The 16,206-nt window shown below is 40.9% G+C and carries 16 protein-coding genes and 1 pseudogene; all 17 read left to right on the forward strand.

Features of this window, described 5'->3' with window-relative positions; translation table 11 throughout:
* The first annotated feature begins 314 nt into the window (after positions 1-314).
* The 17 genes and pseudogenes from dprA (at position 315) to L877_RS0108145 (ending at position 16,196) form a co-directional block, all read left to right on the forward strand.
* Positions 315-1,156, forward strand: a pseudogene (gene dprA / locus L877_RS14405) (DNA-processing protein DprA).
* A 42-nt stretch (positions 1,157-1,198) separates the two neighbouring features.
* Entirely contained in the window at positions 1,199-3,298 is a 2,100-nt protein-coding gene (topA, locus tag L877_RS0108070) for a type I DNA topoisomerase (RefSeq protein WP_026835620.1), read from the forward strand.
* A gap of 109 nt (positions 3,299-3,407) precedes the next feature.
* Entirely contained in the window at positions 3,408-4,169 is a 762-nt protein-coding gene (locus L877_RS0108075; protein ID WP_026835621.1) for a transcriptional regulator, read from the forward strand.
* 102 nt (positions 4,170-4,271) lie between these two features.
* A complete protein-coding gene (gene flgB, locus L877_RS0108080) occupies positions 4,272-4,661 on the forward strand; it encodes a flagellar basal body rod protein FlgB (RefSeq protein WP_026835622.1) in 390 nt (129 codons plus the stop codon).
* A gap of 16 nt (positions 4,662-4,677) precedes the next feature.
* Entirely contained in the window at positions 4,678-5,115 is a 438-nt protein-coding gene (gene flgC, locus L877_RS0108085; RefSeq protein ID WP_026835623.1) for a flagellar basal body rod protein FlgC, read from the forward strand.
* A gap of 33 nt (positions 5,116-5,148) precedes the next feature.
* Positions 5,149-5,469 (forward strand): flagellar hook-basal body complex protein FliE, encoded by a 321-nt coding sequence (fliE, locus tag L877_RS0108090; RefSeq protein WP_026835624.1) that lies wholly within the window; start codon positions 5,149-5,151, stop codon positions 5,467-5,469.
* A 41-nt stretch (positions 5,470-5,510) separates the two neighbouring features.
* Entirely contained in the window at positions 5,511-7,133 is a 1,623-nt protein-coding gene (locus L877_RS0108095) for a flagellar M-ring protein FliF C-terminal domain-containing protein (RefSeq protein WP_026835625.1), read from the forward strand.
* Positions 7,134-7,139: 6 nt separating this feature from the next.
* Positions 7,140-8,150, forward strand: coding sequence for a flagellar motor switch protein FliG (fliG, locus tag L877_RS0108100; RefSeq protein ID WP_026835626.1), 1,011 nt, complete (start codon positions 7,140-7,142; stop codon positions 8,148-8,150).
* Positions 8,143-9,015 (forward strand): FliH/SctL family protein, encoded by an 873-nt coding sequence (locus L877_RS0108105; RefSeq protein ID WP_026835627.1) that lies wholly within the window; start codon positions 8,143-8,145, stop codon positions 9,013-9,015. Before fliG ends, L877_RS0108105 begins: the two co-directional genes overlap by 8 nt.
* Positions 9,012-10,364, forward strand: coding sequence for a flagellar protein export ATPase FliI (fliI, locus tag L877_RS0108110; protein ID WP_479723596.1), 1,353 nt, complete (start codon positions 9,012-9,014; stop codon positions 10,362-10,364). The genes L877_RS0108105 and fliI overlap by 4 nt, the downstream gene beginning before the upstream one ends.
* A gap of 28 nt (positions 10,365-10,392) precedes the next feature.
* Positions 10,393-10,848, forward strand: coding sequence for a flagellar export protein FliJ (gene fliJ / locus L877_RS0108115; protein ID WP_026835629.1), 456 nt, complete (start codon positions 10,393-10,395; stop codon positions 10,846-10,848).
* Positions 10,849-10,869: 21 nt separating this feature from the next.
* Positions 10,870-11,619, forward strand: a complete 750-nt coding sequence (locus L877_RS0108120; protein ID WP_026835630.1) for a MotE family protein — start codon at positions 10,870-10,872, stop codon at positions 11,617-11,619.
* 139 nt (positions 11,620-11,758) lie between these two features.
* Complete coding sequence (locus tag L877_RS0108125) at positions 11,759-13,135, forward strand: flagellar hook-length control protein FliK (RefSeq protein ID WP_084554833.1); 1,377 nt, start codon at positions 11,759-11,761, stop codon at positions 13,133-13,135.
* A gap of 13 nt (positions 13,136-13,148) precedes the next feature.
* Positions 13,149-13,916, forward strand: coding sequence for a flagellar hook assembly protein FlgD (locus tag L877_RS13575; RefSeq protein ID WP_051437762.1), 768 nt, complete (start codon positions 13,149-13,151; stop codon positions 13,914-13,916).
* A gap of 32 nt (positions 13,917-13,948) precedes the next feature.
* On the forward strand, positions 13,949-14,338 hold the full coding sequence (locus L877_RS0108135) for a TIGR02530 family flagellar biosynthesis protein (RefSeq protein ID WP_034785433.1): 390 nt from the start codon (positions 13,949-13,951) through the stop codon (positions 14,336-14,338).
* An 82-nt stretch (positions 14,339-14,420) separates the two neighbouring features.
* Positions 14,421-15,866: a flagellar hook protein FlgE gene (locus tag L877_RS0108140; RefSeq protein WP_026835633.1), complete on the forward strand. Its 1,446-nt coding sequence runs from the start codon at positions 14,421-14,423 to the stop codon at positions 15,864-15,866.
* Positions 15,867-16,007: 141 nt separating this feature from the next.
* The gene (locus tag L877_RS0108145; RefSeq protein ID WP_026835634.1) at positions 16,008-16,196 is read left to right on the forward strand and encodes a flagellar FlbD family protein; all 189 of its coding nucleotides are present in this window, start codon (positions 16,008-16,010) and stop codon (positions 16,194-16,196) included.
* Positions 16,197-16,206: the final 10 nt, after the last annotated feature.

Raw genomic sequence — 16,206 nt, forward strand, 5'->3', positions numbered from 1 at the left:
TTATATCAAGTAATAATATAATAACAAATAGTGATATACAAGAAGGACAAAAAGCACAATTTAAGGGAGATAACTCTGAGAAAATATACTCTGATTGGTTGTGCACTATAGACAACATTGGGCATAAAAAAATACTCGAATTAATCAGAATATTTAAATCCTGTTACAATGTTTTTCATGCATCTGAAAAAGAGATTGATAGAATTCCGCTATTGACAGAAAAGGATAAAAGAAATATTATTAACAGCAGAGATATGATTCATCTTGATGACATAAGGGCAAAGTGCGAATCCAAGGGGATACGCTTGATGACCATGTTTGATGATGATTATCCGGAGCAATTGGAGAGCTTGAGCAATCCTCCAAAACTCATATATGTCAGGGGAGATATGCCTGAACTAGGCAGTTGTGTGGCTATCGTAGGGGCAAGAGCTTGTTCAGTATACGGACGAGAGAATGCCAGGGGGATAGGAAAGTACCTAGCTGAGCGAGGTCTGACTATAGTCAGCGGTATGGCTCGCGGTATAGACGGTTGGGCACATCACGGAGCCCTTGAGGGCGGAGGAAAGACAGTTGCTGTATTGGGAAGCGGTATAGATGTTCCATATCCCAAGGAAAATGGGCGACTATACAAGAATATATTGGAGAATGGCGCGATTATATCGGAGTATGGACCGGGGGTACGAGCAAATCCATCTTTTTTCCTATGCGCAATAGGATTATTGCAGCTCTTTCTACAGGTGTAGTGGTAATTGAAGCAGAGAAGAAAAGTGGTTCATTGATTACAGCGGATATGGCTTTGGATCTTGGCAAAGATATTTTTGCTCTTCCGGGAAGATGTGGAGACAGTCTCAGTGCGGGTTGCAATAACCTCATAAAGCAAGGAGCATTCATAGTTTCAGACTATTCTGACTTTGATGAAATTTATGCTTTTTCTTCCAATATAAATAAAATTTTTTCAAAAAAAGGAAAATTTTTTCTTGAAACATATGAAAAAATGGTGTATGCTAATTTAAGTCTTGAGCCTAAGCACATCAATCAGATTGCCAATGAGTGTGAAATGCAGACAAGTGAAGTAATGAGGCACATATACGGCCTTTTGAAAAAGGATTACGTTAAGGAAGTAGGCATGAATTACTACATACGGCAAGATTGAAAACAGGCAAAATTTACAAAAGTTTAAGGAGAGAGTTGGGAAATGGCTAAGAATTTGATAATAGTTGAGTCGCCTGCGAAGTCCAAAACTATAAAGAAGTTTTTGGGTAGTAATTATAATGTTGTGGCTAGTAATGGTCATGTTAGAGATTTGCCTAAGAGTAAGATGGGTATAGACTTTGATAATGATTTTGAACCACAGTATATAACTATAAGAGGAAAGGGTGAGCTTCTTGCACAGCTCCGAAAGGAAGTTAAGAAAGCGGATAAGATATTCCTCGCAACTGACCCGGACCGTGAGGGAGAAGCTATATCTTGGCACTTGTGTAATGCGCTAAAACTCGATATGAGTAAGACTAAGAGGATTACTTTTAACGAGATTACCAAGAATGCAGTTCGCCAAGCTATCAAACAGTCTCGAGAAATAGATATGAACCTTGTTGATGCACAGCAGGCCAGACGTGCACTTGACAGGGTGGTTGGATATTCCATCAGTCCACTTTTGTGGGAGAAAGTTAAGAGAGGGTTGAGTGCGGGACGTGTTCAATCTGTGGCACTTCACATAATTGCGGAGAGAGAAGCTGAGATAGATGCTTTTATTGCCAAGGAATACTGGAGTCTTGATGCATTGTTTGAAGTCAAGGGAAGCAAGAAACCGCTTGAGGCCCATTATTATGGTGATCCTAAGAAGAAGGAGTTTATCACAAGGCAGGAACTTGATGAGATTATCTCTGACTTAAAAAATGCCAAGTATGAGGTCAAAGAGAAGAAGATTGGTGAGAGAATCAAGAAGCCACCTCTGCCATTTACAACAAGTACAATGCAGCAGGAAGCTTCTAAAAATCTGAATTTTGCGACACAGAAGACTATGAGGGTTGCGCAACAACTCTATGAAGGAATTAGTATAAAAGGTCATGGAACTGTAGGTTTGATCTCTTATTTGCGTACAGATTCTACCAGAATCTCAGAGGAGGCAGATCAGGAGTGTAAGGAGTTCATAAAGAAAAACTACGGAGATGAGTATATCATCTCTCCAAAGCATGTCAAAGAAGATTCCAGAAAGATACAGGATGCCCATGAGGCTATTCGTCCAACTGATGTCAATCTTACGCCTTCAGTTGTCAAGGATTCTCTGACACGCGAGCAATTTAGACTATATCAGTTGATTTGGAAGCGCTTTGTTGCAAGCCGTATGGATGCCGCTAAGTACGAGACCATGACAGTCAAGATTGAAGCCGGAAAACACAGTTTTAGAAGTACTGGATCTAAGATTGCCTTTCCTGGATTTTTGGCAGTTGAGAAAAAGTCCAGCGATAAGGCTGAGAATAATGCAGTTTTGAAGAAGGTGGAAGTTGGCGATAAGCTAAAATTTAGTGAATTTAGTGAGGAACAGCACTTCACACAGCCACCTGCTCATTATACAGAGGCCAGTCTTGTTAAGACTTTGGAGGATATGGGAATCGGCCGTCCAAGTACCTATGCGCCGACTATTTCTACGCTTATAAATAGGCGTTATGTCGCTAAGGAGCAGAAGAATTTGTATCTTTCTGACCTTGGAGATATTGTGGACAAGATCATGGTAAGTGCTTTTCCAAGTATTATAGATGCCGGTTTCACGGCTATGATGGAGACATTGCTTGATGGAGTTGCCGAAGGAAATGTCAAGTGGAAAGATGTTTTAAGAAACTTTTATCCAGACTTTAGGGAGGCGTTGGATCATGCCGAATCCAACCTGGAAAAGGTGGAGATTAAGGACGAAGTGTCCGATGAAATCTGTGAGAATTGCGGAAAGAATATGGTTATCAAGTATGGACCACATGGAAAGTTTCTCGCATGTCCAGGATTTCCTGATTGTAGAAATACTAAACCATACTTTGAGAAAATCGGTGTTAAGTGTCCTAAGTGTGGTGGCGATATAGTAATTAAGAAGACTCAAAAGGGTAGAAGATACTATGGATGTAGCAATTACCCTGAGTGCGAGGTTATGACGTGGCAGAAGCCATCTAACCACAAATGTCCTAAATGCGGTGATATGTTGCTTGAAAAGGGCAACAAATACGTCTGTGTTGATCAGAATTGTGGAACCGTATTGGCAAAATCTGATATTGACAAGGATTCTAAGTCTCAAGATGATAAGAATTAAGTCATGTAATACTTGAATTTTTAGAAATCTTGTGATAGAATATGTACATGTATAACAATATCTTGTGTTATCTACAAAAAAATAATAATTTGCATAAGCGAGGTATAGGATGAGCGTTGATTTACTTGACAAAACCAGAAGGATTAATGGCCTTGTTCGTGATAGTCGAGTTCCCAAACTTGCTTTCAACGATATTTGTAAGGTTTTATCGGAGCTTTTGTCATCAAACGTCTATGTTATAAGTAGCAGTGGTAAGGTATTGGGAGTATCGTTTCGTGATTTGGACAATGTGATTTCAGAGATTCCTGTGGTAAAGAGTAAGAGGATTGATTCTAAGATTGCCAGCAGGATGAAGAATGTATTGTCCACCAAGGAAAATGTCAATTTACAATTATTGGGATTATCCCGAGATGAAGTGAGAGGATTGCAGGCAATGATTACACCTGTATATGTGGCAGGTAATCATTTGGGTGCGTTGTTTTTATATCGTAAGGAAGAAGAATATGATATTGAGGATATCATATTATGTGAGTATACAACGACTGTTATCGGACTTGAGATGCAGAGGTCTGTCATGGAGGAGAAGTCTTCTGAAAGTCGTATGAAGCAGGATGTAGACTCAGCAGTTAGCATTCTTTCTCCGCTGGAGAAAAAAGCTATCATGAATGTTTTGGGAGAGGTTGATTCCGGAGAGTCAACTATTGTTGTATCCCAGGTTGCCAAGGAATCCGGGATAACCAGAACTGTAATTATCAATGCTCTCAAGAAGATGGAGAGCGCGGGTTTGCTTGAGACCAAGTCCATGGGAGTAAAGGGGACTAATATCAAGGTCCTCAATAGCATAATTTACGAAGAATTTGATATTATGTAGAATTTATCAACGCAAAAGGAATTGTGATAATTCATAATGCCATTTGCGTTTTTGAAAGTATGAAACTTATAACTCATGATCCTATGAAAGGTTGTGATAGTTGTGATATTATCAAATGCATACAACTATATCAATGTTTTGGACAAGACAGCTGACGCCAGTTGGAAGAGAAATGATGTTCTCGCCAACAATATAGCTAATGCTGATACTCCTGGTTACAAGAGAAAAGATGTTCAATTCGAGTCATTTCTTTCGTCGGCGATAGCTGGAACAGATTCGCTTGATGCAACTGTTGCCAATATTGATCTCAATGAGCTCAATAGCATGACATATACAGATCAAGTGGGTATGAGCTTCAGGTATGATGGAAATAATGTTGATATTAATACCGAGAATGTAGAACTTGCAAAGAATCAGCTCAAGTACTATACTCTCATGAATTCGATGAATGCTGAATTTTCACGACTCAAAGCAGCTATGAAGACAACATAGTTAAAGGAGTGATTATATGTCTGTTTTTGGAGCAATGGATATAAGCGCCACAGGTATGACGGCGCAACAGTTGAGAACTGATATAATCGCACAGAATATTGCCAATGTCAATACGACCAGAGATGCGAATGGAAATCCCTACAAGAGAAAAACAGTGCGTTTTGAAGAAAAGAGTTTTCCAACATTTGACGAGTCGCTCAGCATGGCAAATGGTCACACGGGAAAGGGCGTTAAAGTAACACAGATCGTAGAAGATCCCAGTCCCGGAAATATGGTATATGACCCATCACATCCGGATGCTAATGAGGATGGATATGTAGTATATCCTAACGTTGATACGGTTACTGAGATGACCAATCTTATCGATGCGACCAGAGCTTATGAGGCCAATGTAACAGTGTTAAATTCTACCAAGAGTATGGCACTTAAGGCCTTGGATATATCAGGAACTTGATGACATGTAGTTTGGGGTAAAGGATGAGAATAAATGGATATTTCTAAGATTAATGCAATTGATCCATTGGGGTCCGCCAGCATATATGGCAATTCAATCAGAGCTGTTGACAAGACAGAGTCTGAGCAAAGTTTTGATTCTTTGTTATCATCTGCAATGGGGCTGATTAAGGAAACTGATGCCCTGAGTAATAAGGCAGAGGAAGAGGAAATCAAGTATGCTATGGGTCGTTCAGATAGTATACATGATTTGCAAGTTGCTCAGCAGAAGGCGTCTGTGTCATTACAGTATACTGTGGCAGTGAAGAATGCGGCAGTAGAGGCCTATAAGTCTATTATCAACATGCAGTTTTAATTAGCTGATTTTGCCAGAAAATATGAGGAGCGTATTCAACAATGATGGAACAATTGGTATCCATTAAGGATAAGATTTTAGATTTTTGGAATAAGTACACAACAAAGCAAAAAACTATCATCATATGTGTGGTATTGGCGATATTTTTTGCTATTGTTGTGTTGTCTTATGTTTTGACTAGGCCGACATATAAGCATCTTGCCACACTTTCGGATCCTGCACTTGCCAGTACTTTGTCTAGTTCACTGGACACTGAGGGGCTTGATTACAAGATGGAGTCAGATGATTCCGGAACAACGTCTTTTGATGTTGAGGAAAGTGATTATTCCAAGGCGGTTCTTGCAATGGGATCTAATGGAATTGTGGACACAGAGATGTCATGGGATGAGGCTCTTGAAAGTGATATGACCTCATCATCACTTGAAAAGCAAACCAAGATAACATTGGCTTTGCAGTCGTCTATCAAGACTAATCTCATAAATTTTGAGAACGTGGAAGATGCCACAGTGATTATTGACAAGAAAAAAGACGATAAGACTATTTTATCTGAGTCAGAAGAAGCTTCGGTGAGCGTTACGCTCAAACTCACCAGTGGCAAGGAACTCAGTAAAGAGACGGCAACTGCTATGGCATACTACTTAACTAATGCCGTTGGAAATAAGTCAACAGACAATGTTGTCATTGTAGATACTGCTGGAAATCTTCTCTATGGAGCTAAGACAGATAATACTCTCGGTGGAACTATTTCAAGTACAGAGGATTATAAGGCGAAGCTTCAGAAGACATTTGCAGAGCGTACAGAGAAGATGTTACTTAAAGCTGGTTTTGATGATGCGGATGTAAGTGAGCCGGCAATTAAGTTCAACATGGATAAGGTAAGCGAATTGGTAACTGAGTATTCTGTGGCAGAAGGACAGGATCAGGGTTATTATTCCAGTTCTTATGAGTATTCTTCTACAGGAAATTCAGGAAGCGGAGGTGTTCCGGGAACTGATTCCAATACCGAAGAAACAGATTATATGCTTCAGGATTCCGGTTCATCAAATTCTGAGACGATATTAAACAAGTACAATTATCTCCCTAACGAGGATGTAAAGAATATAGAAAAAGAAGTTGGAGCGGTTGTACCGGAAGAGTCTTCTGTTGGTGTTGTATTGACAAAATACAAAAAGATATCACAGGAGTCACTTGAGGAATCGGGCGCTCTCAAAGATATGAGTTTTGAGGAATATGTTGATGCTAATAGTGCATCTACTGAGATAGATGTGCCAGAAAATGTGATTCCGCTTATTGCAGCAGCAACGGGAATTGCTGAGAATAATATTAGCGTTGTGGCATATGAAAAACCAGTTTACGAAGCGAGCGAAGACAAGGGAATATTTGGCAATGTGACGAATTATCTCATGATAATTTTGGCAGTTCTCATTGCAGCGCTTCTCATATTCGTTATCATTAGGGGAACTTCACCTGTTGAGGTTACAGAGACTGAACCTGAGTTGTCAGTTGAGGATTTGCTCTCAACTACAGATGAGGAAGATAGCATTGATGATATCGAGATTTCAGAGAAATCTAAGATGCGACTTGCCATCGAAAAGATTATTGATGAGAATCCGGAGGCAGTTGCATTGTTGTTGCGAAATTGGATTAATGAAGATTGGGGGTAATGCATAATGGTTTCTATTGATGAAATGGATGGAATTCAGAAGGCGGCAATACTCCTAATTACTTTGGGACCGGAGAAGGCGTCTAGTATATTCAAACATCTTAAGGACGAAGAAATAGAGCAATTGACACTTGAGATAGCCAATACTCGAAATGTGTCACCGGCTCAAAAAGAAATGGTATTAAATGAGTTTTACGAAGTCTGTCTTGCGCAGCAGTATATCGCAGAAGGTGGTATTGGATATGCAAAGGATCTTCTTCAGAAAGCTCTGGGTGAGGATAAAGCCAGTGCAGTTCTTGGAAAACTCACTGCATCTCTTCAGGTTAGACCATTTGAATTTATCAGAAAAACAGAGGCTTCGCAGATACTCAACTTTATTCAGGATGAGCATCCACAGACTATAGCGCTTATCCTTTCATACCTGTCAGCCGGACAGGCTGCGGCGATTATCAGCACGCTTCCGCCAGAGAAACAGACAGATGTTGCAAAGCGTATTGCACTCATGGATAGAACATCCCCTGATGTAATCAAGGAAGTTGAGGGAATTCTTGAACAGAAACTAGCTTCGCTTGTCAATCAGGATTATACGATTGTGGGCGGTATCGACTCAATCGTAGAGGTTTTGAATACAGTAGACAGAGGAACAGAGAAGCATATCATGGAGAATCTGGAAATCGAGGAGCCAGAGCTTGCAGACGAAATTCGCAAGAAAATGTTCGTATTCGAGGATATTCTCATGCTGGACGACCGTTCTGTTCAGCGTGTGCTTAGAGAGGTTGAAAACGGTGAACTTGCTATTGCACTCAAGGGCTCCAACGAGGAAGTTCAGAGTCTCATTTTCAACAATATGTCTACACGTCTTGCAGCCATGATCAAAGAGGATATGGAATATATGGGTCCTGTGCGACTCAAGGATGTTGAGGAAGCTCAGCAGAAGATTGTTAATGTTATCAGAAGATTGGAAGATTCAGCTGAAATCGTTATTTCCAGAAGTGGAGGTGACGAGATAGTTGTCTAATCTAATAAAAAATGGATATATAAATGTCCAACAGGGTAAAGCTGTCGTTATTGACCATAGTGGCGATAATGGGGGCTTTGATTCCTTTACAGAGGGAAAAAAGTTTAAGACTATTGCCGAACTTGAGGTTGAAAAGGGACTCCAGATGTATGGAGATCTTTCTATGGCAAGTATAATGGGTGAATCCGAAGAGGTTTCTGAAGTATTGCCGGAAAGTAAACCGGAGATACAATTCGATGAGGAGATTGAGGCGCAGGATATTTCTCTTGAAGAAAAGGCAACTGCGCAGGCTGAGAAAATCGTAAATGAAGCCAGACAACTTGCAGAGCAGATTCAGCAAGAGGCGAAAGCTGCCGGTGAACAGCTTAAAGCCGAGGCTTACGAAGAAGGACTTCATAGAGGGTATGAAGAGGGCATGAAGAAAGCTTCAGAGGAGCTTGATGCAAGAGAGCAAGAGATTTTAGAATTAGATAGAAAGTCCAAAGCAGAGTTGTCTCAGTGCATCGATACGATTGAACAAAAGTATGTGGGGATAGTTATGTCCTTGGTTGAGAAGTTAACGGGAAAAGTAGTTGAAAATAGTCCGGATGTGATTCTCTACTTGATAAAATCCGCCGCTAGAGATATGGAAAAATCAAGGGAGATTAAGATTAGAGTATGTACTGATGAACTGCCTGGTGTTGAAGCTTTGAAAAGTGAGATTCAAGCGGAAATCGGAGGGGATTGTACAGTTGAAATTGTACCGGACTCTGCCGTTAACGAGGGACAGTGTATCATTGAAACTGAACACCAGATGGTTGACTGCGGTATTAAGACGCAACTCGAAATGTTGCAGAGAGATTTGTCGACGCTAATCGGGGAATGACGGTGATTGATATGGATATGGCAAGTATTGTCAATATGGAACGATACGAAGGAATAATGACGAGAAGTTTTGTTAAACCTCTTGGAAAAGTTGCCAAGGTTGTTGGATTGACAGTTGAGTCAATTGGCCCCGAGGCAAAACTCAACGACTTATGCCTTATTAAGTCACATGCAAATGCTGGAGTGGTAAAGGCTGAAGTGGTGGGCTTTAGAGATGACAGAGTTCTTCTTATGCCCTATGATAACGTAGAGGGAGTCGGACCTGGAAGTTGGGTGGAAAATACGGGAAGACCGCTGATGGTAAAGGTGTCCGATGACTTGCTTGGAAAGACACTTGATGGAGTGGGAAATGTCATAAGCGGTGAAGAGCTGGATGAATATTGTCCGGCATACTCAGTTGAAGCGGAGCCGCCGGATCCCATGAAAAGAGAAATGATATCAGATCACCTGGCGCTGGGAGTAAAAGCAGTAGATGGGTTGATTACTGTCGGCAAGGGGCAAAGGATTGGCATATTTGCCGGAAGTGGTGTTGGAAAGAGTACCCTGATGGGAATGTTTGCCCGCAATACCAAGGCAGACATAAACATAATTGCCCTCATCGGAGAGCGTGGACGTGAGGTAAGAGAGTTTATAGAAAGAGATTTGGGGAGTGAAGGTATGGCCCGCTCTGTGGTGGTTGTTGCCACATCGGACAAACCTGCGCTCATAAGAAATAAAGCCGCTAAGACAGCTACGGCTATTGCGGAATATTTTCGAGATCAGGGAAAAGATGTATTGTTGATGATGGACAATCTGACGCGATTTTCCATGGCACAGCGAGAGATTGGGCTGGCGTCCGGGGAACCGCCTGTATCAAGGGGATATCCACCGAGTGTTTATGCGGAAATGCCAAAGTTGTTAGAGAGAGCGGGGAATTCTGAAGTTGGAAGTATAACAGGGCTCTATGCAGTGTTGGTAGATGGTGATGACTTCAATGAACCTATATCCGACACAGCCAGAGGTATCCTCGATGGGCATATAGTTTTATCAAGAGCGATGGCTCAGAAGAATCATTATCCGGCTATCGACGTGCTGCAGAGCATTTCTCGTGTTATGTCGGCGGTGGCTTCACCTGAGCACAAGAAGCTTGCCGGTACGCTGAAAAATGTTCTGGCAACATATAGTGAGGCGGAGGATTTGATAAATATCGGCGCATACAGACCGGGATCAAACAAGTCTATTGATTTTGCCATTGAGAAGATTGATGCTGTGAATGAATTTTTGATGCAAGGCACAGAGGAGAAGTTTACTTTCGAGGAAACACTTGAAAGAATGGCTGCTATTTTTGACGATGGGGGAGCAGTTGGATAAGGGAAAGTGATGCATGGAGGTGAGTCTTTTGGCCAGGTTTAATTTTTCAATGCAGAATATCCTTGACATGAAGGAAAAGTTAGAAGAACAGGCAAAAAACGAGTATGCTGAAGCCAACATGCGTCTCATGGACGAGCAGGAAAAGGAAGCTGCGCTGGCAAAAAGACAGGAGCAGGCTGAGATAAGACTTGCCCAGATGCTTCATGAGCAACTTGCAGTGATGGAGATTAGACGGCGAGAAGAAGCTGTTGAGATATTAAAAATGTACAAAAAACAGCAACAATTAGCTGTCAAACGCTGTGAGAAAGAAGTGGAAGCTGCAAGAGAGCGACTGCAACTTGCCATGCAGGAGCGAAAAATGTATGAGAAACTTAGAGAAAAAGCCTTTGAAAAGTTTCTCAAAGAGGAGCTGGATAAGGAGCAAAAGGAAGTTGATGAGCGCAATAGCTATCAATACGGTACTGCAGCGCAAACATCAAATTAGCAATAGAGATTGGAGATTAAGATGGCAGATAAGAATAAAGATGCAGATAATACTGTTGAAAAAGAAGAGGGCGCCGGTAGCAAGGTGCTGACTATCGTGATAGTGTTGCTCATAATACTGATATGGCTTGCTGCGTTTGTTGCACTTGTTAAAATGGACGTAGGTGGCTTTGGAAGTGAAGTTTTGGCGCCGGTTGTAAAGGATGTGCCGGTGGTTAATATGATTCTTCCGTCAAAGGTGACAGAGGAAAAGAAGGATCCATCACTCTATACCAATCTTGACGAGGCAAATGCTAAAATCAAGGATTTGGAGGCACAGCTAGCCAAGGCTAAGAGCAGTGGCTCTGCAAGTAGTGACGAGGTCAAAGAATTAAAGGCAGAAGTTGATAGATTAAAGAAGTTCGAATCTCAGCAGAGGGCCTTCGAGCAGAGAGTTAAGGAATTTGACGAGGGAGTTGTCTACAATGACAAGGCTCCTGAATTAGAGGAATACAAGAAGTACTATGAACAGATTTCTCCTGATAATGCGGAGAATATTTATAAAAAAGTTCTCAAGGATTATCAGCATGAACAGGCGATTAAGAAACAGGGAACAGTATATAGTAAGATGGATGCCAAGAAAGCTGCAGCTGTTCTTGAGACCATGGCAACGGACATAGGTCTTGTGGCTAAGATTCTTGATACTATGACAGAATCAAAGAGCGCGGCAATACTCAATGAAATGACACCGGAAACTGCCGCTCAGATAACAACGAAGATGACTTCAAAGTAGAAAAATCATATAATTCTTTTATCAAATAGTATAATATTTCTCCGACCTATGTCGATATATTTAAAGACAGAATTTTACTTTATATTTACCAGGGCAAATGCCCTGGTAGATGTGGAATTAAAGCGAGGAGGATGGACAGATGCAATCACAAAGCATATCGATGCAATTCACGACGATTCAATCTGCTTCGACCGGAAAGACCACAAAAGTAAAAGAATCCAATTTTGACAACTTCATGTCAAAAGTGTCTTCGAATGTTAATAATAACCAGGATTCTAAAAGCGATTTTAATGCGGACAAACAAACAACAAAAGCCCAGGGGACAGATGAAGAGTACAAGAATGATGGGGATTATAGGCAGAGAAGAGCAGAATTGAATAGTAAGACAGAAGTCAGATCAAAGGACGAATTTACTGAAGAAGATTTCGAGAAAGTCGAAGAAAAGATTGTAGATCTTCTTGAAGATACCTTTGGTATGTCGAGAGATCAGGTGGAAGACATTATGAATCAGCTCGGAATTACGTGTGCTAGTTTCACACTCGTAGTTACAGAGATGACAATTGATGCCACAAGCCTAAGAGCTTTTGTGATGGAAGCTCACGGAATTGAAGATGTCAATGCATTCCTCACTTCAGACAAGCTCGTGACAGAGCTTAACAATCTAATGAATGGAATCGAAGATATTCTGGATGAAATGCTTGGAATTGACATGAAGAATCTCAATGATTCAAGTATGAATTATCTCAAAGAGTTCTCAGAAAAGTTTTCAAAAATCATGGAAGATTTTGTAAATGGACAAAGTGAAGAACAGAGGGAAGTTACCGCAGAAACTCAGGCGAGTGTTCAAAGCGATTTGCAGGACGACTTGAATGCTCAGAACACAGATGCTGTGGATGACGCCAATGGATCTGAGATTACAATCGAAGTCACCGGTGAGAGTAAAACCGGAGATTCATCGAATAATCAAGGTGAAATGTCCCGACAGGGCGACAATGGCAATCAGTTAAATGCTTTTGTTGAAAATCTCAATCAAAATTTCAACGCTAATGCTGTTGATGGGGAGATTAGTGAGGCTACAACAGGAGTTTCATTTGATCAGATTGTAAATCAAGTCGTCAAACAGATTAAGATCAGGGTAATGCCTCAGACAACGAGTATGGAGCTTATGCTAAACCCTGCAACCCTTGGAAGAGTCAATCTCAGTGTTATGACTAGAGAAGGAGTTGCAACTGCGACATTGACAGTGCAGAATGAATATGCGAAGGAAGCACTTGAAAGTCAGATTGTAACACTCAGAGAGAATCTTGAAAACCAGGGACTCAAGGTTGAATCTGTGGAAGTAAATGTTTCAAACTTTGGATTTAAGAACCAGGAGGATTCAAACAATCAGAACCTAAATGGAAAGCCTAAGAAACGTATTAAGGTAGGAAGGGGAACCAATCAAAGCGAAGAAGTTCCTGAAGAGGAGAACAATGCTGCTACAAATCCGGATGGAGTTGTAGATTTTACAGCATAGAAAGGAGAACGCTATGGCAACATCTATTAATGGTTTGATTGCAGGCCTAGATGATTTGTCGTTGTCTACAAAGAGAACCAATGCCACAGAAGATAATCAGACTAAAGCTGGTGGAGATCTTGGCAAAGATCAATTTCTCCAACTCTTGGTAACTCAGATGAAAAACCAGGACCCATTGGAGCCGGAAAAAGATTCTGATTTTATCGCTCAACTAGCTCAGTTCTCATCACTTGAGCAAATGCAAAACCTCAATGAAACAGTTCAAAACTCACAGGCATTTGGACTTGTTGGTAAATCCGTAGTAATCAATACAACGAGTACTAATGGAGATGTAAATGAGGTCAAGGGTGTTGTAGACTATATCACAATGTCTAACGGAGAGGCGAAGATGTCAGTAAATGGCAATCTTTATCCGATAAGTGATTTGGCAGAAGTTAAGGATTCATATTATGCAATCCAAGAGTTTCTTCCAACAGTTGAGAAGGCGGATTGCACATATGACAAGACCAACAAATCACCGATTACAATCAATTTAGACATGGGACAAGCATCATATTCGGCTTCAAATGTTGCAGTCAAACTCAACGGAAATTTTGTTGATAAGAGTTATCTCACATATGAGAAGGGCAAATTATCGATTTGGCCGGGTGCTATGGATTCCCTTGGAATTGGAGAATATAAAGTTGAATTCCAGTTCGATGATCCATACTCAACAATTGTGGGTGACAAAGTTACTCTTAAAGTCATCAACAGCGGTGTAACTAACCAGGACAAAGAATAATATGTTTTCTCTACAAATTGGAGGTGGTTAATATGATGAACATATTAAATAATAACTATGCTTCCATTGATGAGATTAGAGATAAGATATCGACCAATCCTCATGTATCGACTAGAAATGAGGAGAAGACAAAGACGGAAGAGTCTTTTAAAGATGTTTTTCTAGAGATGGAAAACCAAGTGAAGTTTTCCAAACATGCGTCTAAGAGACTTGAGACGCGGAACATTTCCATGACTGATTCTCAGAGGCAACGGCTTGAAGATGCCACGGAACGAGCCAAAGAGAAGGGGATGAAGGAATCTTTGGTTATGGTAGACGATCTTGCTTTTATCGTAAATGTTCAGAAAAAGACTATTGTCACAGCAGTGAATGACACTGAAAAGGCAATTTTTACAAACATCGATGGAGCGGTTATAAATTGACATGCTGGCCCTTTTGAGGAGGCATGAGAGGTTCTTGAATGCCAGATAGAACCTCTACCAAGTGAAAGGAAGGGTGATCATTATGATGAGATCATTGTGGTCCGGCGTATCCGGATTGAAAGTACATCAGACAAAGATGGATGTTATTGGTAATAATATTTCAAATGTAAATACAGTTGGATTTAGATCAAGTTCTGTTAACTTCACAGACGTTTTTTATCAGACAACTCAGAGTGCGTCAGGTCCTAACGCAGATACAGGTGCAGCGGGTAAGAATGCTGTTCAAATCGGTCTTGGTTCCAATGTTGCGGCTGTAAGCGTAAACATGAGCGGAACAGGCGCTACAAGTCGTACAGACCGTGGAATGGACCTTATGATCAATGGAGATGCGTTCTTCATCGTAAAGAGCGGAACAGAGACGTACTTTACAAAGTCTGGATGCTTTGATGTTGATGCTTCCGGAACACTTTATTGTACAACAAATGGAGCTTCAGTTCTTGGCTGGGGAGTAGATGAGAGAAACAATATCCGCAAGGATACAGTTGACACAATAAAACTCATGTCCCCTGAGAACAAGAATATTGATCCACAATCCACGTCAGCAGTGACATTGTCAGGTAATATTGACAGCAAGGATCCACTTGTTCAATATGACGTTAATGGAGCCGGTTATCCAATTGCCATGGGATTTTATGATAGCCTTGGAAACTACTATACTGCCAAGCTCACAACCATGAAATCCAATGAGACAACTGATACAGAGTATAGCCTTGGGGTGTCTGATATCCTTGACAATAACGGCGTTTCGATTCTCAAGCAGGAGACTTTGGACGAGGCGGGAAATAAAACTTATGTCAGCACTGAGCAGTATGTGAATTTTGCGGGAAATGATCTTTCATATACAGTTGATCCGGATGGAACAGTTACGTTTGATAAGAGCGATGCTTTGCTTACTTTCAACGGAGCTACAGGAGCATTTGTCAGTGTGACAGGAGAGTCAGAGGGCAAACTCAATCTCAAGTTAAATGACGGCGCAGCTACCAATAATCCGTTCCCGGTTGGAGGAATTGACATTGACTTCTCAGCTCTTACAATGTTTGCATCTAGCGGAAACAGTGCAGTCAATTCTGAGAGAGGCGATGTTGATGGATACAATGCAGGTAATTCGGCAGGTTCTATTAATGGCTTTACAATCAATCCGGATGGAAAGATTTATGCTGTTTATGACAATGGCGACGACAAACTCTTGGGACAGATTGCAGTTGCATCTTTTGCAAATCCTTCTGGCCTTGAGGCAGTTGGAAATAGTCTGTTTGCAGCCACTCTTAACTCAGGAGAGTTTGATGGAATAGGCAAGGACATCTCAGAACTTGGAAGCTTTTCTATCGGAGCACTTGAAATGTCAGATGTTGACTTGGCCACAGAGTTTACTAACATGATTACAACTCAGCGTGGATTCCAGGCTAATTCAAGAACTATAACCACATCTGATTCAATGCTTGAAGAGCTCATCAACCTCAAGAGATAAAAAATATAAAAATATTGAAAAATTATCGGAAAAGGGAAACTTTTTGTTTCCCTTTTCTTTACGTTTGTGGTATAATTAAATAGGTATTGTGTGGGCTGATTATTCTACAGTTGTAATCTAGCATAATAGGAGTGATATTCTATGATTGAGTTGACGAGAATGAATGGACAAGTTTTTTCTTTGAATTGTGATTTGATAGAGACTGTTGATGAGACGCCTGATACGGTGATTTCACTGACGACCGGGAAAAAGCTGGTTGTCATGGAAAGTCGACAGGAAATAACTGATATGATTATTGAATATAAGAATAGGATTTTTTCGAATAAATAACAGATAATTA

Origin of the sequence: Eubacterium xylanophilum ATCC 35991, from assembly GCF_000518685.1 — a bacterium.
Lineage (GTDB): Bacteria > Bacillota > Clostridia > Lachnospirales > Lachnospiraceae > Eubacterium_F > Eubacterium_F xylanophilum.